Origin of the sequence: Fuerstiella sp., from assembly GCA_022447225.1 — a bacterium.
Lineage (GTDB): Bacteria > Planctomycetota > Planctomycetia > Planctomycetales > Planctomycetaceae > S139-18.
Genome location: JAKVAZ010000004.1, coordinates 96,419 through 120,514, shown reverse-complemented (window position 1 = coordinate 120,514; position 24,096 = coordinate 96,419). Strand labels below are relative to the sequence as shown.

Sequence of the window (24,096 nt, the reverse complement as noted above, 5' to 3'; positions counted from 1 at the left end):
GCGGTGAACCGCTGTTCCCGGTGTTTAAGGATCGGAAAAAGCCGGATCATTCAGCGGGATTGGAGGCTGCCGCCAGTTCCAGCTGCATGTGTATGTCACGTCAAGCCACGGTGTTTCGAGTCTACTGCCACCGTCACGTTTCGAAATCAGGGCTGCATCAAGAATTCCACTGGTGAGCAGTGTGCGTTCCACGGGCCACGCAGGTTTTCCTGTATGCATCATCTTTTCAACACCGGCATTCAGATATGTGAAGTGCATGAACGGGCGAATCTCCTGTGGTGCAAACCGGGTGGATTCTGTGACTCCGCCACTGACCGGATCACTGTCTGCATATCGCCATGCGACCGTCCATTCGCTAACAGCGGCGCCTGGTACCAGTACACTTGCTCGTAACCCGTCGCGATAATCGACAATGAACAGAACAGGCTCGTTTGCAAGTTGTTCAATATTCGTGTCATCGGGAATGGGTTGATGTCTGAGTCGGGACAGGGCGGCGTCGAGAAGCTCGGAGTCAAAAATACCTTTGCGACGCGCATCCCAGACGTCTTTGCCCGAAAGACACTGCACAGCGATGACTCCCGTTTCGCCACCTTCCCGACGTTCCACCAGTGACTGAACCATTTCCAGGGCATGAAACCCGTAGGCATCCAGGCTGCCGTAGGACAATGCCACAATTTCCTGGAGTTGGGCACCTTTTCGTACGTCGGCAGCCGGGTATCGCCATAATACGGGCAGTGACGAACCTGCCATCAGCGGAATCTTCAGTTCACGAGCCGTATCGTACAACCACTTTGCATCGTGCCAGTTGTCAGCCAGATGTTTATCCGTGAAGACCGGAACGACTTTACCGGTCTTTCGAAATACGTCTGATATTTCATCAAAGAGTCGACGTTTCGGATACCTGATCTGGCCGGTGTCCGACCGCGGATAATTGCCATGTTCGGCGACCAGCATGACACCATCAACATTGAGTGTGTCGCCTCCCGCTGTCAGCGAGTCCGTTACGGATTCTACAACAGAGACAGCATGTTTTTTGGCGTATGTCCGGCTGGTATCATTGTTACCGATTTGATCGACATACAAAGATGCCAGTTTCAGCGGTGACTTCTGACCATTTTCGTCAAGAGTGTCCGTTCGGAGCAGTCGGGTAAAGATGACATCCGCGTGTGAGTTGTGACGATAGACTGTGGTGACGCCGGCGATCCGAGGAATCTTTACGGCATGCACGGTGAATGGATACAGTGTGGTTAGGTAGATAGTGTTGTCAGTGGCGGCACAGATCCCCATGATGGCGAAACGAGACACAAGGGGTCCCTTGTTGCCATACGGCTGATGAACGCCATGCTGATGATCACCTTCAAATGGTGTGTAGTCAGGATTTCCAATGGCGATTGGTCCGTGGTCCGTAGGGGCCGTATCGCCGGGGGTGTAGCTGACCAGTCGGGGCAATCGCGGCTGGCCAGGCAAAGTCGCCATGACACCGGCCCACACCGTTCCGTCCGGAGCAACACACATGGCTCGGCAGTTCGTGTTGACGGCTTCCGGTACGAGAGGACCGATTGAATGTCCTTTCAGATTGTCGTCGTCATCTGTCAGGTCATAGCGGTAGAGTCCGTTTGAGTTCATAGCAACCGCGTACAGTGTCCGGCGATCCGGACTGATTTCCCAGTTGATCGGATGTCCGTCGGTAGTGGCAAGCAGGGTATGCTGCTGCGGTGGTCTGCCATCGATAGTTTGTTTCAGGAGTTCCAGACGGTCGCTGTCGGGATCGTAACGAGCGATGTTTCCGCCGCCGACCGGGTGATAGGCGCGGCCTCGATGATCAATGACGATGAACGCATAAAGGTGATGGCAGTCAAGAAGATCGCGATAACTGCCGGTCTGCAGGTCCAGCACCATGAAGTGAGTGCTTTCGATGGGGCGTTCATCAGAACAGGTCGAGACATAGGCAATGCCCCGTGATTCATCGGGGGCGATACTGATGATGCCCTGATGCGCGATCGGTATTCCGTAGACCTGGGTTTTTCCGGTTGCCGGATCGAACACCATCGGATGTCCGCCAGGATAGTCTGTCAGAGACTCTTTTGTCCTGTCAGTTCTGTCGCCCTGCTTAGTACCCAGATAGATTTTGCCACTGCTTCCGATGTTGTTACGTGTATGGAATTGAGCCTGAGCCGCAAAGCCCGTTCGGTCCAGGCCGATCTCGTGTTCGGCATCCAGAACGATCTGAATTTCATCTGTTGCCGGATCAAATTCAACCAGATACGCATTGTCACCGTATTTTGCAGTTCCGATGTAGATTTTGTGATTGTGGCCTTCGATGATGGAAAAATAACCACTTTCCTCGCTCGTCGTTTTCTCCGGGATATGACGGGCTGTTGACCAGACCCAGTGTCGTGGTGTCTGTCCGGACACGCCGGCTGCGTCGGTCGGACAACCGGTCCCGAAAAGAACTGTGGCGGCAATCCAGATATGAATTTGAAAAGGTGAGCGGAGTCGTTTCATTGCTGCGTCGATGGACCAGGAACGAAGAGGGACATCAACTTGTAAGATATCGCAGGGCAGGAACCAATGCCTGGGGCAAATCGAATTCGATAATGATCTGATTCTGAACTCTGTTGTGCGTTAAACCAAAGGAAGACCGCCTGGATGTCCGGGCCGAATTCGAAGCAAGGTGTGATTGCTCTTGTCTGTCTGATCTGTGTGGGGATCTGGAAAGAACAAAACGAAAATCTCCGCTGTGGTCTCAACGGAGGCAGGCAGGCCAGGCACCTCGCGCAGAAGCAAACTTACTTCTCGAGGCATACCCGAATGAAAACGAATTCTGAAAGCTTTTGCCTGGTGTCCAGTGCTGTACGTTCCGGATACAGATGACTCTGTATCCGAACAGGCGACGAATCCGCTCCACGAACCACATCAGCCGACCGTACAATGGAATAAGCCGTTGTGCGAGGTTGTCGGAACAGGGCGGGGCGTTTTTCTTGCCGGTACGGAACCGCACCGTTAATGCTGTGAGTGCCGGTTAAACACGGAACGAACAATTTGCAGACTTGAGTGCACTATTCATCTGCAACGTTGACGTAAACTTTCAACGCATTCGGGTCTTCAACCAGTAGACGCATCATTTCCTTGTAGTTGTCCAGTCCCTCGACCGGATTCGTAAGGATTTTTTCTGTAACACCTGGCCATGACATTTCTCCGAGTGCCATATCAGCAATTCCGCTTTCAAAGTGACGAAAGTTGGCGTTTACGGAACCCAGCAGCATTTTGTTACCGAGCACCCAGTTGAGGTTGATGTTGTCACTGGGGATGTTGATGTCGCGTTGACCGCCTGTAATGCTGGTCCATACGATACAGCCGTTATGGGCCAGCACCTGCATGCATTCAAAGGCTACGCCGCTGTGTCCCGTTGCTTCGATGATCAGATCCGGCTTGCCGTGCTTTTCGGCCATTTCGTGCAGAGTTATTTCCGAAGTACTGACATACGTGGCGCCATAGCCTTCGGCGATTTCAGCTTTCAGATTTCCTTCGCGTTTTCCGCGTGCGAGAGTCCAGACTTCGACACCTCTAAGACGCAATACCAGTGTAGCCAGCAGACCAATCTGGCCGGCTCCGGTCACCCACGCACGCTTTGGTTCCCAGACCTGCAGCCTTTGCTGTGCCAGAAAAGCCTGTTCGACGGCTTTAGCTGAACAACTCATCGGTTCAGCGAGGACATGCAAATGTCTGAGGCCCTGAGGAATGCGGACTATGAATTCTTCGTCGTCGACAAAGTACTCTGTCAGAAAACCGTGACGCAGATTGATACCGCGTTCGTAATACTCTTCCTCGCTGGTAATGTCAGAACGGCCAATCTGATCGAAGATCGAGCCACCGGGACGACGGACCGTGCACGTCACGTAGTCACCAGGTTTAACTTTCTTCACGGCGCAACCTGTTTCCTCAACAATACCAAAACACTCATGGCCGATCACAAGAAAGTCATATCCCTTTGGGGACTGACCATACAGCGCATCATTAATTTCACGATCGGTGGCATCGACACCAACTTTGAGGACTCGGACCAGTACGCCACGATCATTGGCGATTTCGTCGACTGAAGGCTTGGCAAGATCGGCCAGATACACGCTGTCTGGAGTGCCCGGACGAACGGCAATGGCTTTCATTGGTTACGACTCCCCGGATTGTTAAGAATTGAGAATGCCGACAGGAAGGTATATTTGCAGGGACTGATTCTAAGTGTCAAACAGCCGATGTCGAATGCATAACAGACAATACTCCGTGCGGTCATCATTGAATGGTCAATTGGTTGTTGAGTCATCGTCTGCAGGTTCACTCGAATCACCACTGAGAAACCCTGAGACGGCTTTCCAGCCACGGACGACCAGGCGACCGGAGACAAGTTCATCGGTCCATGTTGTTGTGTCATCCGCAAAATTATTCCAGACGGCGGCGATATACGGACCGGAGGTATCCTGCAGGGATTCAAACAGGCCCTTATCCCCAATGGTTTGCAGAGAATCGGTATAGTGTCCGATCACATGTTTGTTTAGCAGGCCGCCGGCCACGCGAACTCCAGTGAGTGTTCCTTTTACCATCGTTTCCAGCTTTTCCAGTGTGTTCATGGCCAGGGCCCCGGAGACTGCCAGCAGACAAACTCCGTTATTGACTGAGATCTCCTGCATCTCGTGCCAGTACCGTTTCAGTTCAGCCTCAGGCAAAACAGTGGTGTAGTCGACTTCGGTGAGGGATTCCCGCGTTCTTTCCAGTGTTGCTCGCAGCTGATCTACGGAGAGCGGGGGAGTGTCGAACAGACTGGCTGCGTTTCCTGAACTGTCCTGAATCGCATTCAACACGTCTTCAACGTGTTGAATTGTGGACGTATCATCGATCAGACCTTGTTTTTTGAGTTCATCGGCAAGTTCCTGTACGTAGCTGCTGGTTCCATAGGCAACGTCGCTCACGATTGCCAGCAGCCAGACCGGCGAAACGTGGAGTGTGGCCATACCGGCGAGGTCGACGAAATTGCCGACCGCTTTTCTGGCGACAAAGTTGTTACTGAGGTCTGCCGCTGATTCGTGATCGTCTTCGGTTGTCTGAACGCCGCCAACGCTTTTTGTCAGGAATCCCAGCGAATTTTTAACGACCAGTTCGTAAGATTTGGCCGACTGGAATGACTGCGGAATTAATAAGCCTGCGGTTTCTATCGCGGCGCCGGCCGCCAGTCCGATGGAACTGCGGACAACACGTTCCGGAAAGCTGAGGCTGTACATCAGAAACTGCTGCAGTCCGGCGCGATCGGTGACTGAAATTGAATCTGTCCTGTCCAGCCAAATACCGGAACATTCCGGACAGACGTTGATTTCCGTTGTTCCCAGCATCTTGATTGTCATGACAGCCCTGCACCCAGGGCAGAAAACCGGCTGAACTTCGGTGAGGATCTCCGGGATGCTCAGCCAGCGGGCATCGATGGTGTCGCCTGCAACGAAACGACCCTCACATTGAGAACATGTGAGTCCGTCATCGGAAGCCTTTAATGACTGCGAACAGCGCGGGCAGGCAGTCGAATCTGCCATGGTGGATACTCCGGAATAACGGACGGATGGATTGAAGCAATCCTGATCGATTCGTATGCGTGCAGCCTAAACGCAGTTTGTTCATCTGCGGATGAACAACATTTGAAATTACCGGACGCTGCGCACAGTAATCATCTGTCGGCATCCGGATTGTCAGCCGGACCATTCAATCACAGGTAACAGGTCATGGAAGGCGAGAAAAGACGTTAACAAGGTCTGCGGATTACACGGATTCAGTGACTGTAACGAGACCACGTGAGCTCGAATTGTCATCATCGATTCCATTTGCTGAGGTGCGGTCAAACGGCACCATGACCCTGTTCGGTCGTAGTCAGCCTGTAACCTGCAGGTTGTCCGGTCTTCAATCCAGTCAATGATGGTTTCGACATCGACCGGCTGTCGGGGGGAAAATTCCACAGTGTCGAATGTGGTACCGAAGGTGGCTGAAAAACTCTCTGAGAGAACAGCATCGGGCGCTGTAAATCCGTACACAGATCGTCTCCAGACGACAGCAGACGAATTGCTGCAGCTAAGGTCGGCACATACCTGGTAACTGAATTCCGGAGTCCTGATCGACCCGCATCCGTCGGCGGGATCAGAAACCTGGATCTGCACACGTTTCAACCCCAGCTTATGACGCAGGTCGGTAAACCGCTGATCGAGGTCCCGGCCAACATCATCGCCGGCAATACGACGCACAAATGCCCGGGAACGTTCCGACGTGTCATCGGGAACCCTGTGCGATTTTCGAAAGCCGGCAAGGTTACGCACCGGGCTTTCGTTCTCTCCGACCAGAACGAGATTCAACATACAGACGCAGAACTTCGATAGACGACTGACTGGCTGGACAATTTGCTGATGGAAACCAGAAAATCAATTGATTGCCGGGCAGAGCAGGCTGGTCTATTTCTCGCGGATTGGCCCTGTCACGTCAATTGGAATCACTGTGAACGACTTCCGGGAACGGTCAGCTGATCAAAACATACTGACAGCAGGACCGATCTGTGCATTTGCTTCCCTGGTTCGAGAACACCTGAGGCCACGCTGGAATCACTCATTCACACTAGAGTACGCTAGGTATTCAAGCTGAAGAATTTTTCCGCCATCAATGGTCGCCGATCCTTGAATTGTACCGGACCCGATCAATGAACGCTTTCATAGAACTCATGCAGAACCTTGTCGTTCTGTTCTGGTCACTGCTTTCTGTGGCAATATCTCTCTTTGAGGTGATTCTACCGTGGCTGCCGCTGATGGCCTGGATTGCTTTCTGGACACTGGCGGTGAACTGGGTGACAGCCTTCGATGCGATCAGGCGGGGCGGGTGGATCGGTGTTTTGTTACTGATGTTTGCGGCCGTACTGGTCTGGGGAGCCGTGGCGCCTCCTGTCGCCGGTCATCATGTGATTTTTTCTCTGAATGTCGACAATTATCCGGGCAAGTTCTTTTACGTGACTGCACTGACCTGTATCGCATTTCTTTGCGGTTCTGCTCAGATGAACGGGCTGGCTCAGAGCCTGGTCCGTTTTGACAATCCTCCCGAAGAATCTGCCTCACACTGACAGACGATCTTTGATCGTGGAGTGTTGAACTGAGTTCGTTACAGAGCTGCTGAACCGTTCGAATAACAGTTGCGGGTCGCTATCGTCACCGGCAACGATGGCCTGTCAGTCCGGCTACGGAAATAGTCTCAGTGCATCAGAGGGCCTGCCAGAAATTGAGACGTGCGGGCAGGTTGATACATGAGGACCGCTCAGGGTTGTACCGTATCAACGTTTGTCGATTTCAGTAGTTTCGCCGCATCTTTGGCATACGGGGACTCGGGGAATTCATTCAGCAGTGACTCCCATGTTTTGGCAGCATCCTTTGTTTTGCCAAGTTGCAGCTGACAGTTTCCTACCTGGAACAGTGCCTGTGACTGAAGGTCCGGATACGGATAAAGAATGTAGACTCTGAAATAAGCTTCACGAGCCTGTGCGTAATTTTTCTGCATCAGGCACATATCGGCGATCAAACACTGACTTTTTGCTGCCAGCCGCGTTCCCCTTGCTGATTCATCGTCAATGATGCGTGTGAAGAATTCACGCGCCTTTCCAAAGTCGGGTTCCGGTTTATTCTTCCAGCGACGCCCCTGCAGAGAACTCATCTGAAAACCGATCGGTGATTCCGGGAACTGTTTTTCGAACTCCTGTGCAATCGTGTCAACCTGTGCGTATCTTTTTGAGGCCAGTTCGACTTCTCCCAGCACAATCCAGATTCTTTCGGTCCATGGTTCCGGTTCCAGATAACCTTCGAGAACATCCTTCCGCAGCGTTTCAAGAATTTCACGTGCCTGATTCGGCTGATTCAGTTCCATCAGAGCATTGGCGTGCAGTGACTGAATGCGATGGACCAGCTGGCTGTTGCTGTGCACCCTGGCAAATCGGCCCGCAAGTTTTGTCACCTGCTCCCAGGACTCCTGCTCCAGTCTGATCTGAATCAGATGAAACATAGCGGTGGCTTTTTCAGAGTCTTCGTAGTTTCGGTGATCCATAATCTCCTGAAACTCATGCATCGCTTCTTCAGTACGACCGGCATCGAGGTCACTTTCTGCCAGAGAAAGTCGTGCTGTTCCCTCAAAGGGGCCGCCGGGACGCGTTTTCAGCAGACGCCGATAAATGAGATCTGACTGTGAGTATTGTTTTGCTTGCAGATTTGCCAAAGCCCATTCGTCCAGAATAGCGTCCAGTTCTCCGGAGTCCGAAAATCGGTCAGCCAGTTCGGACCACTGAGTGTTCGCTTCGTCTCTGCGTTTCGCCGAATCCAGCAGGCGTGCTGCCGTTCGTCCGGCGTCCAGCGCATAAGACTGCAGTCGCTGTCTGAGTTCTGTGGTTGCAGCTTCCGATGCAAGTACAGAAAAATCTTTAGACAAAATCGTGTACTGTTCGATGGCTGCCTCTGTTTGTCCGTCTTCGTGCAGACACCTGACTGCCATGTAACGAGCCTCAATCCCGATTGATGATTCAGGCCGGGTTGATGCCGCTTCATTGAACTTTCCGGCAGCCTCTTTGAACTGATTGCGGTGAAACAGACACCAGGCGGTACCCGATGCTCCGGACTGCCGTGTGACCTCGGGAGCATGGATGCTGTTGGAGCGACGGAATAATTCCAGAGCCGACTCATAGTCTTTTTGGTCCCAGGCATTTTCCGCTGCCTGAAGAATTGAGGTCCATGTTTGAAGGCTGTCTGAAGCGGTCTGAATGAGTTGGTCTGAGTCAAGTATGGCACCGGAATAGTTACCGACGCTGGCGCGGGCAATGGTGCGAGCTGCGAGGGCATCGGTAGTCTGCGTACCGTTCACGCCGTGCTTGAGATAGTCAGTAGCCAGTTCTTCGGCCGTCTCAAATTTGCGCAATTCGAGAGCACTCATTGCTCCCAGTGCGAGTGCTCCTCTCAGATCGCGATTCGTATCATCGTCCAGGAAAGACTGCAGCTGTTGTACCGCTGAAAGGGCGGATTCGAACAGATTTTGTTCGTGATCAATCCGCGCGAGATAATACAGACTGAGTGCCATCGTACGTGGTTCGGTGTCAGTAGCGAGGACTACCTGACGCAGCGACTCCCGCGCAGCCGCAGATTGTTTCTGCTTCAACTGGATTCGGCCTGCCAGAAACATGGTGCGCGGTTTTGCTGCATGGGCCGGGTATTTCTGAGTGAGACGTTTAAGCAGTCGGTCTGCGGATGTGGTCTCCTCCAGCCCGAGCTGCAGATTGGCAGCATTGAACAATGCATCCGGTGTGTGAGTGTCGGCCGGCCAGCGTTCTGCGAGTTGTGTATAAATTTGGACGGCTAGTTTGTGCTCTCCGGCCAGTTGTTCAAGACGTCCCAGTTCAAACAGTGCTTCGGCTGCATGGTCCGGATCCCCGCCTGATTTAAACACGGCTTTCAGAGCTGATCTGGCCTCATCCAGTCGGTTGAGTCTGGAAAATGACATTCCGGTCAGCAGTACGGATTCATTATGCTTATTTGAATCGATGGAAACCTGTCTGAATCGACGAACAGCGTCCTCGAATTTCTGAATGCGATACATCGCCAGACCTGAATTGAGTGCTGCCAGCGGTGTGAGACGTGAATCCGGAAACCGAGATACGATCTGATCATAAAAGGCAGCTGCCGATTCGTATCTTTCCTGCTGAAAACGGATCGTCCCGGAACGAGCCAAGGCGCGGGGAGCCTGGTAAATGTCATTACTCAGCGCGACGCTGCGATAGGCCTCCAGCGCCGCATCAGGTTCTTCCCGTTTTTCCAGAGAAAGTCCGAGTGAGTATTGTGCCTGGACTTTGATGTTGTCACTGGAGGTTGTGGTGACAAGCCGGGTGATAACTACCTCGGCCTCCTGAAAGCGTCCGACCTGTATCAGTGAATCACCCAACTGCAGATGTCCCCAGTCAATTAACTTGTGACCGGGATGTTCTCGCGTGTATGTTTCAAACTGTGTGACTGCTGTTTCGTATTCACCGAGGTAGTAACTGCACTCGCCGAGGCGATACTTTGCTGCAGCGGTGTTGGGGCTGTCCGGATTGAGGTCCAGGTATCTTTGGAACTGCTCACGTGACAGGCCGTATTTTTTGAGCGAACTCCAGGTCAGGCCGAGATAAAACGTAGCCAGTTGAGCACGTTGGTGATCAGGATACTCTTTGAGAAATTCTGAGAACACCTGGGCTGCGGACGTCCATCGCTGCTTCCGCCACAGGCCCACGCCAAATTTAAAGTCATCCGTTGCTTTGTCTGCCAGGCTCGCGTCAGGCTGAATGACCAGGGCAGCCAGAAGTAATGCTGTGATGGCCCGAGGTCTGAAAACAGGCTGAGTCGACATACGTGAACCAAACGAAGGGAGGATCAGGTTGCGCGGTATGACGCGGAGTCCACCGGGCAGACGATTCGCAGCGGACATGTAAACCACAGTGGCTGATTCTACGATTGAAATCCGCGAATCGAAACCAGTGATTATTGAAAGTTCAGCAGAGCAGTGACTGGTGTATCCGGAAGAAAATTGGAATGCGACAATGTTCCTGGACATATTTTACAGGACTGGCAGAGAGATTTTCCACAGGAGATCGTCTGCTGCGATTTCCAGGAGACGGGGCGCCGCGTATCGTCGGCAGACAGTGCATCAATGGTATTCATCCGGTGAACCGTCAGGGATTGTGGACGATCTGTCGCAGGCTGCGTGTACCTTTGATGACGCAGATTGTGTTGCTGAATCGAGTGATGCGGGTGAAACAGGAAGGAATCAGTTGACAGGTTTCGTTAATATCTAAATTCCTGTCATGCCGGCAGGGCCTCTGCGATCGCAAAATCCACAATTATTTTTCCCCAGTGGAGTTATCTGATGTCACGAGCTGTTTTTGTTGCTGCCATGCTCATTGGTTGCCTGTCTCTCTCGGTGGTCTTCGCTGCGGAACCCACCCGTTACCTTCGGTTTCAGAAGGGTGAAACGATCGCTTATGGCCGGTTGGAAGGAGATTTGGTCCGGCAGCTGGACGGGGACCTGTTCGGTGAATGGTCGCGAACGGATATCACGCATTCACTGAAGGACATACAAATCCTGATACCGTGTCAGCCCACACAAGTATTTGCACTGGCGGGGAACTATCGTAGTCATCTTAGTGACGGTCCCATCCCTGAGAAATTCCGGATCCCACAGCCGTTCACCAAGAACGTGTCCTGTCTGGTGGCACACGGTGAGGCAATTGTCATCCCGCCGGATGCTTCGGTGGTTCATTACGAAGCCGAGATGGCCATCGTGATCGGGAAAAAATGCAGCAAGGTGTCGGCTGAAGACGCGCTGGATTATGTGCTTGGCGTGACCGCGGGTAATGACGTCAGTGAACGTGTCTGGCAGAATGACAAAGAGGTGAAAGACGTGCAGTGGTGGCGTGCCAAAGGTGCCGATACGTTTGGGCCGGTGGGGCCCTATATTCTTTCCGGTGTGGATTACAGCCAGTTGAGACTTCGTTTGGTTCTGAATGGAGAAACTCGCCAGGACGAAAAGACGGACCATCTCATTCACAATGTGCCGGACACCGTCAGTTTTATGAGTCAGTATGTGACGCTTCAGCCAGGTGATCTGATCTTTACCGGCACACCGGGCACAACAAAAATCATCGTCCCCGGAGATACCGTTGAGGTTCACCTCGACGATATGGTGCTCAGCAATCCGGTCAAATAACAGGTGCCAGACCTCGCTGGACTGGGCTGGTCTTACTTGTTGGTGGACACCGGTTTAACTTGCCAGCGTTCATCGAAGAAGTCGGCTGCGACGACGCGGCCGGCTGTTTCGGTATTTGGAGAAATGTCTAGATTCAGGATGGCCCAATCCGGTAATTTCGGGTTTTGCAGCGAGTTCGTTCGATCATGCGCTTCTCGGAAAGTGATGCCACTGTTGATGACAACGTAGCGGTCCGGGGCAGCGGGATTGGGATAGATCAGGACGGGAACGTGGTGTGCAGCAGAAAAATTAGACGGGCCCACTGTCACAGAGTCTGTTGTCCAGCATAATGGAAGGTTGGGCAGGACCGCCGCGAGTACCTTGTTCGAGGTCGGATCTCCCCAGAGTATCAGATTGTACCGTTTCATATCCTCGGCCGTTACATCCACATCCGCCTTCATGCGTACGTCGCCACGGAACAGACGACGCCAACGGTCGATGAAATGATTCAGTTCAAAATGAACCCATTCGTTGATTCGGGGATGCGCTGCCGTTGCGCCCGGTGTCACCACAAGAAATGGTTCGAGAAACGCATCATCGATCGGTCCCTGCAGTCCATGTGTTTTTTGCAGGTGCTGTGGCCCCTCAGGGCCTTTGAGTGACCATGTACCGTTGTTTCTAAAAAGTGTAACGGTCGTGGGTGTGTTGTCGTTCAGTCGTATTCCTGTTCCGTCAATCCTGACCTGTGCACCACCCAGACGCAGTCCGTCCCGTACCTGGATTTCCAAAGCAGCCACATTGTGAGTGGCAATCTGGATTGACCCCTCTTTCTGGCGGGCGTCGACGTGACTGTCCGTCCAGTGTTTTTGGAGCTGAACGATGCGGACCCAGCGACATCGGTCATAGCGCAGCGTTCTGGTCTGAAAAGTGACGCTTTCGGGATTACGATTGAGCCCACGTTCTGCTGTGGCTGCAAGCTGACGGAGGATTTCCAGACGAGATTCAGAATGGTATTTGTGTCCGGTGTTCGGCCCGATAATGTGGTTAAGTGTTCGCCCGTGTTTCCGGTATGCTGATGCCATAACGCTCGAGGCCTGCATCTGAGGATCCAGCTCACCGCTGTAGGCAATCACCTCCATGTTGAACAGATTGCGAACATATCCAGGGACGTCATAGAGTCCCCAAAGTGACTGTTCGTACCACGGGGGGTATTCGGCCGGCTTGAGTTTGTTGTACTGTGCGGTTTCTGCGAAACCAGCACCCGGACTTGCAGCCATCCAGAGATCAGGATAATGCGCGGCCAGATGCCAGACACCGGCGCCTCCCATCGAGAATCCGGTGATGGCGATGCGGTCCCGATCGACCTTGTAGTTTTTGCAGACGTGTGCGACTGCTTCCCTTACATCCACTTCGCCGGCTGCTTTATATCCGTTGCAGTATCGGCCAAACACGTGAAGGACGAAGGTTCCCGGGGCTTCGACGCGACCCAGATTGCGAAATTGTTCAAGAAACTGGAGTTCAACCATTTTTTCATTTCTGCCGTGCAGAAACACATAGAGTGGTGCCGGTCTGCTGTGGTCCAGTCCTTCCGGAATTTGTAAGCCGTACGGTTGAACCGAATCGTCGAGTGCAGATCTGAATCCACGGTAGATCATTCCGTCAGCTGTTGTGAACGGGCTCTGACTGTTTTGCAGGGCCTGAAGACGACGGCGTGCTGTGGCAAGCAGATTGCCGGCCCATTCTGTTTCCTGGCTGTTCCAGAACTCGCCGTTTGCCAAAGCCCGCCGGACAGCTTTCAGATAAACTGCAACGTCTGGTTCAAGAGACTTAAGATCCGGTGCAGTTTCTTTCCAGCGTTGCAGGGCCGTGTTGACTTCAGCCAGTTCTGCGGAAAGTTCCCGTGAGACTTTGAGTGGAATTTCGATGCCGGCAGGGGGGAGGCGACGCGGAAGCTGGTCAGCAGCCTGAAGGCCGGACCCGCAGAGCAGGATTGTCAACAACAGGAGAACGCGGGAGAACATTGCCAAAGCTACCGCAAAGTTTAGGAGGGAAGGGGCATGTTTTGACTAACTTGACACGACCGGGGCAGATGTCCGGCTGCGAGTCAATGAATCGGGTCCGGTTAGAGGGAGGGTGCCTGTCAGAATGACTGACAGCGACCCAGAGACAATGCATACTGACAATCACAGTTCGAAGGATCCAGTCAGAGTGCCCGGATTTGTTGGTGACAACAACTGCACATGTCAGGAGAAATCGAATGTATTATGCAACGAATTAACAGGGTTACCGTTTCCGGCGTCTTTCCCTCCGCTGCGGCACAAAGTCATTTCGGGACCAAAATCCCGCCTCTGTTTCTGTGGTCGTGCTGCCTTGATTCGGCTTCTCAATGCTGGGATGAAATTGGAGGCCGCTTGCGTCCCGAATACCCGGATCTATAATCATTGGCAGGGTTTTTCCTGCTCCTCCGGGGCTGGCATCCGTCTCAATCACCACGGGTTTCGTGGTTCAACTTGCACCTTTCGTTTTTGAGAATTGTGTTTATGCTGGTCTGGTTTCGAAACGTTTGGATGGCCGTTGCCACCATCTGCCGCGGGCTGTTTGTCACCTTACTCACGATGGGCAGAACGTATAACCGCAAGGCGTTTACACAGATCTATGAATATCCCGAGGTGCCGCTCAAAGTGAAGCCGCGTTACCGTGGCTTTCACCGGTTTGATCTGACGACGTGCATCAGCTGTGAAAAATGTGCACAGGCGTGTCCGGTCGACTGTATCTACATCGAAAAAGAAAAGAGTCCTGTGGGCAAGGGATTTCGCCTGAACGGATTCGGAATTGATTACACGAAGTGTATGTTCTGCGCTTTGTGTGTGGATCCTTGTCCGGTGGACTGTATTTTCATGGGTTCCAACCATGACCTGAGTTGTTACAGCCGCGACGGGTGCATCGTTGATTATGCAAAGCTGCCACTGGAAATCGCCTGGAGCAGGGCGACCCTTAATCCCACAGCCGTTGCCGAGTCCAAAGTGCTGCATGAACCGGTTTGGGTGAAGGGAGAGGAAAGTCCGTTTGAGTTTGCGAAGGAATCCTGAGTCACTGAAAAAGACGCCAGTCGCGAACCAAGCCCGTTAAGGCCTGCCGATGTCACCGCCCGCTGTGTTCAGTATTGATTCTGCTAACAAACGTCTTCCGTACGTACAGACTGTGGTTCGTGATATCGTGGCGTTGGCCAGGGATTTGCAGGAACGTCAGGAACGACTCGACGAAATTTTCCATTTGTATGAACAGTGTGACGGAGACTCTCCTCATTCGGAAGAATTTGAACAAATGCAGCAGGCCGTCGAGCGTGACTTTGAGTGTTTTGAAGAACTGGAAAAGGAACTCAGTTTGATTGATGTCAATGTCGTTGACCGCAATTCGGGCCTGGTGGAACTGTCGTCTGAACAGGGCGGTCAACGGATCTGGCTCAACTGGCAGCCGGGAGAAGCTGAATTTATGTTCTGGCGAAGTGTTGAGGATGACGCGATGATGCGTCGCCCTTTGCTGACAGGCGTTGCGGAGCCGCATGCAGAGTTTTCTGAAAGAACGGGTGTCGACTTTTGAATTGCTGAACCCGTTGGTTACTCTCGGCAGTTTTGTCCGGACACCCGACTCGGCCGGAACCGGACAGGTGTGGTCTTGGTTCGTTGCGGTGGGTTGATGTTAACGACCGGTGTTGAAGTGAGTGTTGGACGAGGAATCAAATTGTTATGACAGATCTTGTTGGGCATTTGATTTTGTTTGGTGGCGGATCGGCCGTGTTACTGATGTTGCCATTGATTGCTGGCCGGCTGCTGCGACCGAAACTGCCAACTCCCGAAAAGGACTCCATCTACGAGTGTGGTGAACCTGCGATTGGTTCCAGCTACATTCAGTTTGATCTTCGGTTTTATGTGGTCGCACTGCTGTTCATTATTTTTGACGTGGAAGTGGCCTTTTTCTTTCCTTGGGCTGCCGTTTACGGCAGTGCAGTACAGCTTGCAGACACGCGGCTTTCGGAACCCGTTCGTCAGGAGCTCAGCAATCGGCTGCTGGATCAACCGGCTGGTTCCGAGAGTATCATTTCTCAGCAGGATGCTGTGTATCTGGCCGGGACGGGCTTCTTCGATATCCTGATTTTCTTTGGTGTGTTACTGGTGGGGTTTGCCTATGTCTGGAAACGTGGTGATCTCGACTGGATTCGCGCACTGACCAGGAAATCTCATCAGGCCTCCGATCAGACATCACCGGTCTCGGGCCGTACGACTCCTGTTTCAACTTCTTCGTGACACATGTTTATATTCCTGACCGGTTGAATCAGATGAACATCAACGAAATTCACGACCTGCTTTTGGAAAAATTTGGCGAATCCGTGGTCGGAGCCGGTCCGTGGCCGGCGACAGATCCCTGGATTGAAGTTGCTGCTGTTTCGATCCAGGAAGTTGCCACATTCGTTCGGGATCATGATCAACTGCGGTTCGACCACCTGAACGACTTGTGTGGTGTGGACTATCTGGAGCTCGATCCGAAGAAAGCGAAGAAATTCGAGCATGATCCACATCTGGAAGTTGTCTATCAACTTTCCAGTACATCGCTGAAACATCGACTGAAACTCAAGGTCACTTTACCAAGGTGGGAAAACGACACTGCCGGCAGTCTGCCGACGTGTCCTTCGGTTTCTTCGGTCTGGGGAATCGGCAACTGGCACGAACGCGAATGCTATGATCTGATGGGTATTCAGTTTGAGGGACATCCGAATCACCGTCGAATTCTGTGCCCCGAAGACTGGCAGGGACATGCGCTTCGCAAGGACTATGAGTTTCCACTGGAATATCACGGTGTACGGGGTCGGTAAGTTTTACCTGAACGAGTTCGGAGTTTTGGTCTGATGGGTTTTGACTGTATCGATTTGAATCTCCCGCCAAATCTGAATCTCGACTCTCTGTGTGCCCAGGCGGGACAGCGAGAATTGTCATGAGTATGCAGATAGAAGATCCTCGCGTCGTTGAATTCGATGTGCAGACCGACGAAATGCTGGTCAACATGGGTCCGCAGCACCCCAGCACACACGGTGTGTTGCGTCTGTTGCTTCGGACCGATGGTGAAATCGTGCATGAATGCACCCCGCATATCGGATATCTGCACCGGTGTGCGGAAAAGATCGGTGAGAATCTCGCCACGCCACAGTGGATTCCGTACACGGACCGTATGGACTACCTGGCGGCCATGAACATGAACCTGGGGTTCGCGCTGGCCGTTGAAAAACTTGTGGATATGGAAGTGCCTGATAAGGCACTGCACCTTCGTGTGCTCATCGCTGAGCTCGGACGGATTGCCAGCCACTTGGTCGGGATGGGGGCCTATGGACTAGACCTCGGCACTTTTAGTCCGTTTCTGTATGCGTTTCGGGAACGCGAGATCATTCTGGACCTGTTTGAAGAAGTCTGCGGGGCCCGACTGACCTGTAGTTATCTGACCCCCGGCGGGGCAACTCATGACCTGCCGGAAGAAATCGAAATTCCGGACGGTCTGGCCGCGATTGCAGGATTCACGCCAGGCGAAAGATATCCATTTGTCGAAGTCATCGAAATGTTTCTGCAGTGGCTGGAGAAACGAATCAGGGAATACCACATCCTGCTGACTCGAAATGCCATCTTTATTAAACGTACGGCCGGTATCGGAGTCCTGGACCCGGAAACGGCAGTCAGTTGTGGTTGTACAGGACCGGTACTGCGTGGCAGCGGGGTGGATTATGACCTGCGCCGCGACGGTGAACCGATCTACACCCGCATGTATGAAAATTATGAATTCGACGTCATTTCTGCGCCATTTAAAGACGCTCCCCGCGAAGTTCGCCTCGGTGACAACTGGTGTCGATTCTATGTGCGAATGCTCGAAGTTGTGCAGGCGATTGGACTGGTACGTCAGGCCGTACCGAAATACTTGGCTGCCCAGGGCAGTCATCGTGCTCCATTCCGGTTGAACACAAAACTGCCGAAAGACGAAGTCTATCTGGAAACGGAATGTCCACGTGGACAGATGGGATTTTATATTGTGGGTGATGGCAACGCGGAACCTCTGCGAGCACGAGCGAAGAGTTCATGCTTTTGCAATTTGTCTGTAACCGACATCCTTTGCGAAGGTGTTCCTCTGGCCGACGTTCCGTCCGTGGTTGGGTCACTGGACATTGTAATGGGTGAGATCGACCGTTAGTTCAGTAGTGGTAAGCCGATCAGATCACAGCAAAAGACCGTCGTTTGCCGTGCCCTTTCGAGCGACGAAAACATTCGTTCGAAGCAGCTGTTAGCTGATTTGAACAATGAATTTTACAGTACGTACGCACTGATTCTGTCTTGTGTTGACGAGGATCTGAATCACTGTGTCCTGTTGTGGCTGGGATGTCACCAGACCGGCTGACCTGCGCAGCGCATGCCTGGCTGGCAGTTTTGCAGACGGGTTTCCGGGGCGACGTATCCACAAATATCTTTCTTCTCTGTCCGACGGGGCAATAATTTGCTGAGTTCGCTGCGAACATAATGGATGTCACAGACGCGGGACATCCACAAGGTTCTCAGACGGGTGTTTGAATGAAACACAGGTGAACGAATGTCACGACAGGTGTTTATCAATGGAAATCTGCTGCCTGAAGCTGAAGCGACGGTGAGCGTTTTCGATCATGGTCTTCTCTACGGTGATGGTGTTTTTGAAGGGATCCGTGTTTACAGTGGCAATCCGTTCATGCTGCTGGAACATGTGCAACGGCTCTATGAAAGCGCATTGGCCATCCGACTGCAGATTCCGTTGACCCAGGAGGAAACGGTATCAGCCGTCAGGAGGACAGTTTTGGCAAACGGTATTACCGATGGTTATGTGCGGTTGGTCGTTACACGTGGAGCCGGTACGCTGGGACTCGACATACGCCGAACGAAGGACCCGCAGGTCATCATCATTGCGGATACCATCACCATGTATCCGCAGGAACTGTACGAGAACGGCATGGAGCTTGTGACAGCCAGCACAGTGCGAAACCATCCGGCGGCATTAAGTCCGCGGATTAAGTCACTGAACTATCTCAACAACATTCTGGCCAAGGCAGAAGGCACGGATGCAGGGTCGGTCGAAGCATTAATGCTCAATCACAATGGAGAAGTAGCTGAATGCACGGGTGACAATATCTTCATCGTTCAGGATGGTATTTTGAAGACACCGCCGTCAGGTGCCGGAATTTTGGAAGGAATCACGCGGGCAGTCGTGATGCGGTTGGCGGGCAAGGAGGGGATTACGGTACTGGAAACCTCACTGGAGCGTCATGACATCTTCACTGCCGATGAGTGTTTTTTGACAGGCACGGCAGCCGAAGTGATTGCCGTGGTCAGCCTTGACAGTCGAACCATTGGCACAGGTCGTCCTGGACCGGTTACGCAACGACTTCAGTGTGGATTTCGGACGCTGACTCAGGGGTCGTAACGCGGAACGAAACAGAAAAAGAGAGGTCGGGCGTTTCATGTCTCGGAATCGGGATCTATTCGACGACACCACGATGACGTTCGGGGAACACCTGGAGGTTTTGCGGGTCCATGTATGGAAGTCACTGATTGGAATCGTCATTGGCGTCATCGTTTCGATGTTCATCGGCGACAAAATTATCGGATTTCTTAAGGCACCGATCGATAGAGCGCTGCGCGATGCCAATGCGGCACCTGTTGAGGACGATCTTGGCGATCGCAGCCTGTTTGATTTTGTGAAAAGCTGGTGGACAGATGATGAGACAGAAACGACTGGTTCCGAAAGTGTCAAACCGCAAGTGGATCGGGATACGATTGTCGTCGATGTGCAGATTCAGGATCTGACAAAAATTTTGCAGACGGTTGCTCCGGAACTTCTGGTCAGTGTCGAAGATCCTGCCGCTGTCCTTCAATCTGACGATGCACAGGCGAACGAATCACAACGCGGAAAAACAGCTCAATCTGTCTCGCTTCCGATCAGTTCACCCCTGTTCAACTCGTTCCGGAAAGCAGCCGATCGGGGTAACACACCGACTACGTTTCGCGTCGAAGAAGCTTTTATGACCTTCCTGAAAGTCACATTGGTGGCAGGGTTGATGCTGGCTTCCCCGTGGGTCTTTTATCAGGTTTGGGAGTTCGTGGCGGCCGGTCTGTATCCGCATGAACGCAAGTACGTTCACCGTTATCTTCCGATGAGCATTGGACTATTCGGCGCGGGAGCGATGTTTTGCTTTTATTTCGTGTTTCCGCTTGTCCTCAAATTTCTTATTGCGTTTACCCTGTGGATGGGAATCGAACTCATTCCCAGGTTGTCCGAATACATTACTTTGGTACTGATGCTGCCAATGATGTTTGGGATTAGCTTTCAGCTGCCACTGGTCATGCTGTTTCTGGAACGAATCGGGATTGTCACAGTTCAGACGTATACGGAAAACTGGCGAATGGCAGTTCTGGTCATGTCTGTTGTATCGATGCTGCTGACGCCAGCCGATCCTGGCAGCATGCTGCTGATGCTGGCTCCGCTGGTTGTATTGTATTTTGGCGGTATCCAGTTATGCCGGATGAAGCCGCCGGCAGCAGAGGATCCTCTTGCATAATACAGATGGAGTGACCTTACCGCTGTCCGAGAGCCCCTGCAGGAGGACCGCTGCTCACGACGAACACTGCAACGGTGGCGCTTTGCCACTGATATTCAGCTGTTCTGCCTGAATGCCTTTGCGACAGCGCGTCCGATCAGTCCTGCCAGTAAAATACAGCCGGCAGTCAGACACGTCTTCATTTCAATGTGGACCGCCAGCAGCAGACATCCACACAGTCCGATGATGGCGATCCAGCGCGGATAGATACGGTGTTCCGGTGGCAGCTTCAGCGCGGCAAGATTGGTCAGTCCGTAATAAATCAGGACTGTCACTGCGCTCAATGACCAGGTGGTGCGTGAGTTGTGCATCAAGACAAGTCCGGTGACGATGATGCCCACCAGTGCAACAGCGTATACGGGGGTCGTACGATCCGAATTCAGTCTTGCCAGAAATGGAGGAAGATCACTGCGGCGGGCCATTGCCAAAACGACTCGGGACAGGCCCAGAATCAGATTCAGCAGAACTCCCAGCATTGCGGCAACAGCCCCCACTGCCACAAGGCGAGTGACAGTGCCACCGGCAGATGAACTTAGAGATTTCAGGGTTGTTTCCGAAGCGACTTCTGAAGAACAGTGATTTACAGCCACGGCGACCAAAAGATACAGAAGGGTGGAGACAGACAGAGTTGCCACGACTGCAACCGGAATGTTCCGCCGGGGATCCCGTATTTCCTCACCAAGCGTGGCGACCCGGCCGTACCCGGTGAATCCCACGAACATCAATGCTGCCATTTCCAGAAACGTTTGCAGAGTCAGAGTTTGTGAACTGACGACGGTTTCGTTCGTTGCTACAGGGACGGGAGCAGCAGACACCGGTTCTCCGGGACGGGTTTCATTTCCGTTTTGGCTGTCCGGCGGTCCATTCACAGCGGAAACAGCGAATATCAGGAGCCCTGTGATGGTGAGGGTGACGAGCACTGCATTCATCCAGGTGCTGCGACGCAGTCCACAAATGACAAGCAGAGCTACCGCAGCCACAATTCCACAGCCCGGCAGTGGAGCAGGGCCGGGTAACAGATTGGCGGTGACCTGCAGAGCAGCAGTGGCTGCTGATGCCGATTTGGCACACAGGAACAGCCAGCCGGCGGCGAAGCCTACCCATGGTGAGAGCAGCTTGTATCCGTATTCGTATGTTCCGCCGCTGACCGGATAACAGGCGGCCAGTTGAGCGCTGCTCAGTGCATTACAGGTTGCCAGCACTGCTGCAGCAATAATCGGCAGAATCAGTGAAGTTCCTGCAACGGCGGACATATCCGGAATTGCAAAATAGACTCCCGTGCCAAGGATTGATCCCAGACCAAGCAGCGTGGCTCCGAAAACGCCGACAGTTCGGCGCAGACTATCCTGTGAAATTTGAGTCGACATTGAGCAACGAATCTAATAAGTCAGGACCATGCACAAAAAGACCGGAGACAGAAGGTAACGATGCAACACAAAGCTTGCCATTGCTGTGGTCAGATTCATCAGTTGCCAATACTGGATGAAAATCAACGGTCCACATGTGTCCGCTGCCACTCGACGATTGCTGTTCGCGGCAATCCTCACAAATCGGCCAGTCGCACCGCGGCCGCGACGGTCGCGGCGTTTCTGTTGTTCTGGCCTGCCGTACTTTGTCCGGTTTTGAAAATCGATCAGCTTGGACAGCAGAGCGAATCGAGCATCATCAGCGGGATCCTTGAACTGCTAAGCCACGGCAACTGGTTTGTAGGAACTGTGGTTTTGCTGTTTTCCATCGTTTTCCCGCTGACAAAGATTGTCCTGCTGCTGGAATTAAGTCTCCTGGAAATTCTGCACAGACGACACAAAGCTGTCACCCTGAGGGCGATCGAGCAGGTCGGAAGGTGGAGCATGATGGACGTGATGCTTCTGGCGTTTCTGGTGATGATTGTCAAGCTGGGCCGCCTTGTTGAATTTCAGTTGGGTCCTGCCGTTTTTGCATTCATCCTGTGTGTGTCGATGAGCATGGTCGCCTCATTGTCATTTGACCCGCATACAATCTGGGAGGACAGGAAATGAGTTCGGATAATCCCCAAAATGCAGAACCGTCGGCTGAGTTCCCACTGGCTGATATTCGGGAGCGAACGAATGCTGCGACAATTCTTACTTCGAAGATGTGGTGGGTTACGTTGTTCTGTGCGATTGTCGCCTTTGCGGTTGCTTGGCGGGCCATGCCGAGTGCCGGTCCGGTGATTACGATCGAATTCCCGCAGGGTCACGGTCTGAAGTCCGGTGATTCACTTCGGCATCGTGGCATCGACGTCGGAGTCGTTCGGACTACCCGTCTGCGTTCAGACCTCAGCGGCATTCAGGTGGTGGTGGAGTTGAAACCGGAGGCAGAAGTGCTGTGTCGTCGGGGCAGTCGCTTCTGGGTTGTGCGTCCTCGCGTCGGGCTGACCGGAATTGAGGGCCTGGATACGGTTGTGGGATCACGTTACATCGCTGTCAGTCCCGGTCAGTCCGATGGGGCAGTACAGCGGTTGTTCAAAGGGTTGACCTCCACACCACCGGATGAATTCGCCGGAACCGGACTGGAACTCATGCTTCGAGCTGAAGGCCGCAGTGGTCTGAATCCTGGGGCACCTGTCACGTGGCGAGGTATACAGGTGGGACAGGTATTGTCGGTCAGTCTGTCGCCTGACGCAAAACACGTGAACTCCAGCGTTCGGATTAGCGAAGGTTACCGTCAGTTGGTCAAATCCGGTTCTAAATTCTGGGTTACCAGCGGGATTGGTGTACATGTTGGCCTTGCCGGTATTGATCTCAGTGCGGATTCGCTGTCCAGTCTGGTTAGGGGTGGAGTCTCTTTTATTACACCCGAGACAAACAAACCGGCACGGGACGTCCGTAACGGACATGTCTTCACACTGCATCCGTCGGTTGACGACAGCTGGATGCGCAACGCAGCTTCGATTCCACTGATTAAAGTGGATCTTCCCCGGACAGTTGCCGTCGAAGGAATTATCAATAAATCGTTTCTGGGCATCAGAAGACAACGGACATTTTCCGTGACCGGTACGCTGTTCCGCTTCGGCAGCACCGTATCGATACTTACGGTAAAACTGTCCTCAGAAGGGCAGGCTGTGTCCGGCGAGTCTGTTGCCGGTCTTAAAGTGCGTCTTACCGGGGCGGATGAATGGACCACTATCGGATCCGGTGAAGTGCCGGAAGACGGAGACCGGCAGGACGGCTTACTCCTGATTGCCTGTCCGGAAAATGATGCAATTGATGTATTGCGAAACACGGATGCGTTACGAGTTGCCGGGACTCCGGAAGACTGTTGTGTCGTTCGTACGATATTTAGTGACGAGCAAACGTCTTCAGCGATTCATGCACTTGCAGCAGGGGATTTTTCCGTAAGGGACCGGGGTTGGATGATTACAAACGGTGACCAGACGGATCTGTCCGTATGGAATGGCGCTCCGGTCATTTCTTTGAGTGATGGAAAAATCATTGGAGTACTGGAGGTAACGGACCGAGGCACGTCCGTGGTACCCATACCACAATCCCTGGTAAAATAGTGGCTTACTTGAGTCTGGATTTTGTGTTTTGTGAATCACGGAATTCCGGCCACTTAAAGTATTGTCGGATCGATACACCCGGGTAGACTCTGGACTTCATGGGGGATTTGCCCGTTCACGCCCTGTGGCACAGGAGGTGCGACTTCCATCAGGACCA

19 protein-coding genes are annotated in these 24,096 nt (G+C 52.9%); 12 read left to right on the top strand and 7 right to left on the bottom strand.

From position 1 onward, the window contains the following. Positions 1-24 precede the first annotated feature (24 nt). The 4 genes from MK110_04270 to MK110_04255 all read right to left on the bottom strand — a co-directional run bounded on the left by MK110_04270 (position 25) and on the right by MK110_04255 (position 6,386). Entirely contained in the window at positions 25-2,505 is a 2,481-nt protein-coding gene (locus MK110_04270) for a hypothetical protein (protein MCH2210492.1), read from the bottom strand. 554 nt (positions 2,506-3,059) lie between these two features. Then, on the bottom strand, positions 3,060-4,166 hold the full coding sequence (locus tag MK110_04265; GenBank protein ID MCH2210491.1) for a glucose 1-dehydrogenase: 1,107 nt from the start codon (positions 4,164-4,166) through the stop codon (positions 3,060-3,062). 135 nt (positions 4,167-4,301) lie between these two features. Further along, the gene (locus tag MK110_04260; protein MCH2210490.1) at positions 4,302-5,576 is read right to left on the bottom strand and encodes a zf-TFIIB domain-containing protein; all 1,275 of its coding nucleotides are present in this window, start codon (positions 5,574-5,576) and stop codon (positions 4,302-4,304) included. Between the two features lie 153 nt (positions 5,577-5,729). Then, positions 5,730-6,386, bottom strand: a complete 657-nt coding sequence (locus tag MK110_04255; GenBank protein ID MCH2210489.1) for a hypothetical protein — start codon at positions 6,384-6,386, stop codon at positions 5,730-5,732. Positions 6,387-6,721: 335 nt separating this feature from the next. Here MK110_04255 and MK110_04250 point away from each other — a divergent pair, with 335 nt between their 5' ends. Continuing rightward, complete coding sequence (locus tag MK110_04250) at positions 6,722-7,135, top strand: hypothetical protein (protein ID MCH2210488.1); 414 nt, start codon at positions 6,722-6,724, stop codon at positions 7,133-7,135. 191 nt (positions 7,136-7,326) lie between these two features. On the opposite strand, the gene MK110_04245 is transcribed toward MK110_04250, so the two are convergent. After that, positions 7,327-10,506, bottom strand: a complete 3,180-nt coding sequence (locus tag MK110_04245; GenBank protein ID MCH2210487.1) for a tetratricopeptide repeat protein — start codon at positions 10,504-10,506, stop codon at positions 7,327-7,329. Positions 10,507-10,610: 104 nt separating this feature from the next. Here MK110_04245 and MK110_04240 point away from each other — a divergent pair, with 104 nt between their 5' ends. Further along, positions 10,611-10,853, top strand: a complete 243-nt coding sequence (locus MK110_04240) for a hypothetical protein (protein MCH2210486.1) — start codon at positions 10,611-10,613, stop codon at positions 10,851-10,853. Between the two features lie 91 nt (positions 10,854-10,944). After that, positions 10,945-11,784, top strand: coding sequence for a fumarylacetoacetate hydrolase family protein (locus tag MK110_04235; GenBank protein MCH2210485.1), 840 nt, complete (start codon positions 10,945-10,947; stop codon positions 11,782-11,784). A gap of 32 nt (positions 11,785-11,816) precedes the next feature. On the opposite strand, the gene MK110_04230 is transcribed toward MK110_04235, so the two are convergent. Beyond that, positions 11,817-13,784 carry a prolyl oligopeptidase family serine peptidase gene (locus MK110_04230; GenBank protein MCH2210484.1) on the bottom strand — a complete coding sequence of 656 codons (1,968 nt, stop codon included), beginning with the start codon at positions 13,782-13,784 and terminating at the stop codon, positions 11,817-11,819. A 519-nt stretch (positions 13,785-14,303) separates the two neighbouring features. Here MK110_04230 and MK110_04225 point away from each other — a divergent pair. From MK110_04225 to tatC, 7 genes are all read left to right on the top strand, one after another. Continuing rightward, positions 14,304-14,852 carry a 4Fe-4S binding protein gene (locus MK110_04225; GenBank protein ID MCH2210483.1) on the top strand — a complete coding sequence of 183 codons (549 nt, stop codon included), beginning with the start codon at positions 14,304-14,306 and terminating at the stop codon, positions 14,850-14,852. A 49-nt stretch (positions 14,853-14,901) separates the two neighbouring features. Continuing rightward, positions 14,902-15,363, top strand: coding sequence for a DUF2203 domain-containing protein (locus MK110_04220; protein MCH2210482.1), 462 nt, complete (start codon positions 14,902-14,904; stop codon positions 15,361-15,363). A gap of 146 nt (positions 15,364-15,509) precedes the next feature. Further along, a complete protein-coding gene (locus MK110_04215; protein MCH2210481.1) occupies positions 15,510-16,067 on the top strand; it encodes an NADH-quinone oxidoreductase subunit A in 558 nt (185 codons plus the stop codon). Between the two features lie 32 nt (positions 16,068-16,099). Beyond that, positions 16,100-16,633 carry an NADH-quinone oxidoreductase subunit C gene (locus MK110_04210; GenBank protein ID MCH2210480.1) on the top strand — a complete coding sequence of 178 codons (534 nt, stop codon included), beginning with the start codon at positions 16,100-16,102 and terminating at the stop codon, positions 16,631-16,633. Between the two features lie 119 nt (positions 16,634-16,752). Continuing rightward, positions 16,753-17,991, top strand: a complete 1,239-nt coding sequence (locus tag MK110_04205; GenBank protein MCH2210479.1) for an NADH-quinone oxidoreductase subunit D — start codon at positions 16,753-16,755, stop codon at positions 17,989-17,991. Positions 17,992-18,384: 393 nt separating this feature from the next. Further along, positions 18,385-19,245 carry a branched-chain-amino-acid transaminase gene (gene ilvE / locus MK110_04200; protein ID MCH2210478.1) on the top strand — a complete coding sequence of 287 codons (861 nt, stop codon included), beginning with the start codon at positions 18,385-18,387 and terminating at the stop codon, positions 19,243-19,245. A gap of 37 nt (positions 19,246-19,282) precedes the next feature. Beyond that, positions 19,283-20,380 (top strand): twin-arginine translocase subunit TatC, encoded by a 1,098-nt coding sequence (tatC, locus tag MK110_04195; GenBank protein ID MCH2210477.1) that lies wholly within the window; start codon positions 19,283-19,285, stop codon positions 20,378-20,380. Between the two features lie 95 nt (positions 20,381-20,475). On the opposite strand, the gene MK110_04190 is transcribed toward tatC, so the two are convergent. Beyond that, positions 20,476-21,786 (bottom strand): APC family permease, encoded by a 1,311-nt coding sequence (locus MK110_04190; GenBank protein ID MCH2210476.1) that lies wholly within the window; start codon positions 21,784-21,786, stop codon positions 20,476-20,478. 60 nt (positions 21,787-21,846) lie between these two features. Here MK110_04190 and MK110_04185 point away from each other — a divergent pair, with 60 nt between their 5' ends. Together MK110_04185 and MK110_04180 are read left to right on the top strand one after the other, a co-directional pair. Beyond that, positions 21,847-22,437: a paraquat-inducible protein A gene (locus MK110_04185; GenBank protein MCH2210475.1), complete on the top strand. Its 591-nt coding sequence runs from the start codon at positions 21,847-21,849 to the stop codon at positions 22,435-22,437. Next, positions 22,434-23,939, top strand: coding sequence for an MlaD family protein (locus MK110_04180; protein ID MCH2210474.1), 1,506 nt, complete (start codon positions 22,434-22,436; stop codon positions 23,937-23,939). The genes MK110_04185 and MK110_04180 overlap by 4 nt, the downstream gene beginning before the upstream one ends. Positions 23,940-24,096: the final 157 nt, after the last annotated feature.

Coding starts and splice junctions, on each gene's coding strand:
- ilvE (MCH2210478.1), top strand. CDS start 18,385: ATGTCACGACAGGTGTTTATCAATGGAAATCTGCTGCCTGAAGCTGAA.
- MK110_04265 (MCH2210491.1), bottom strand. CDS start 4,166: ATGAAAGCCATTGCCGTTCGTCCGGGCACTCCAGACAGCGTGTATCTG.
- MK110_04185 (MCH2210475.1), top strand. CDS start 21,847: ATGCAACACAAAGCTTGCCATTGCTGTGGTCAGATTCATCAGTTGCCA.
- MK110_04260 (MCH2210490.1), bottom strand. CDS start 5,576: ATGGCAGATTCGACTGCCTGCCCGCGCTGTTCGCAGTCATTAAAGGCT.
- MK110_04270 (MCH2210492.1), bottom strand. CDS start 2,505: ATGAAACGACTCCGCTCACCTTTTCAAATTCATATCTGGATTGCCGCC.
- MK110_04245 (MCH2210487.1), bottom strand. CDS start 10,506: ATGTCCGCTGCGAATCGTCTGCCCGGTGGACTCCGCGTCATACCGCGC.
- MK110_04235 (MCH2210485.1), top strand. CDS start 10,945: ATGTCACGAGCTGTTTTTGTTGCTGCCATGCTCATTGGTTGCCTGTCT.
- MK110_04240 (MCH2210486.1), top strand. CDS start 10,611: ATGCGACAATGTTCCTGGACATATTTTACAGGACTGGCAGAGAGATTT.
- MK110_04210 (MCH2210480.1), top strand. CDS start 16,100: ATGAACATCAACGAAATTCACGACCTGCTTTTGGAAAAATTTGGCGAA.
- MK110_04180 (MCH2210474.1), top strand. CDS start 22,434: ATGAGTTCGGATAATCCCCAAAATGCAGAACCGTCGGCTGAGTTCCCA.
- tatC (MCH2210477.1), top strand. CDS start 19,283: ATGTCTCGGAATCGGGATCTATTCGACGACACCACGATGACGTTCGGG.
- MK110_04225 (MCH2210483.1), top strand. CDS start 14,304: ATGCTGGTCTGGTTTCGAAACGTTTGGATGGCCGTTGCCACCATCTGC.
- MK110_04205 (MCH2210479.1), top strand. CDS start 16,753: ATGAGTATGCAGATAGAAGATCCTCGCGTCGTTGAATTCGATGTGCAG.
- MK110_04190 (MCH2210476.1), bottom strand. CDS start 21,786: ATGTCGACTCAAATTTCACAGGATAGTCTGCGCCGAACTGTCGGCGTT.
- MK110_04215 (MCH2210481.1), top strand. CDS start 15,510: ATGACAGATCTTGTTGGGCATTTGATTTTGTTTGGTGGCGGATCGGCC.
- MK110_04220 (MCH2210482.1), top strand. CDS start 14,902: ATGTCACCGCCCGCTGTGTTCAGTATTGATTCTGCTAACAAACGTCTT.
- MK110_04230 (MCH2210484.1), bottom strand. CDS start 13,784: ATGTTCTCCCGCGTTCTCCTGTTGTTGACAATCCTGCTCTGCGGGTCC.
- MK110_04250 (MCH2210488.1), top strand. CDS start 6,722: ATGAACGCTTTCATAGAACTCATGCAGAACCTTGTCGTTCTGTTCTGG.
- MK110_04255 (MCH2210489.1), bottom strand. CDS start 6,386: ATGTTGAATCTCGTTCTGGTCGGAGAGAACGAAAGCCCGGTGCGTAAC.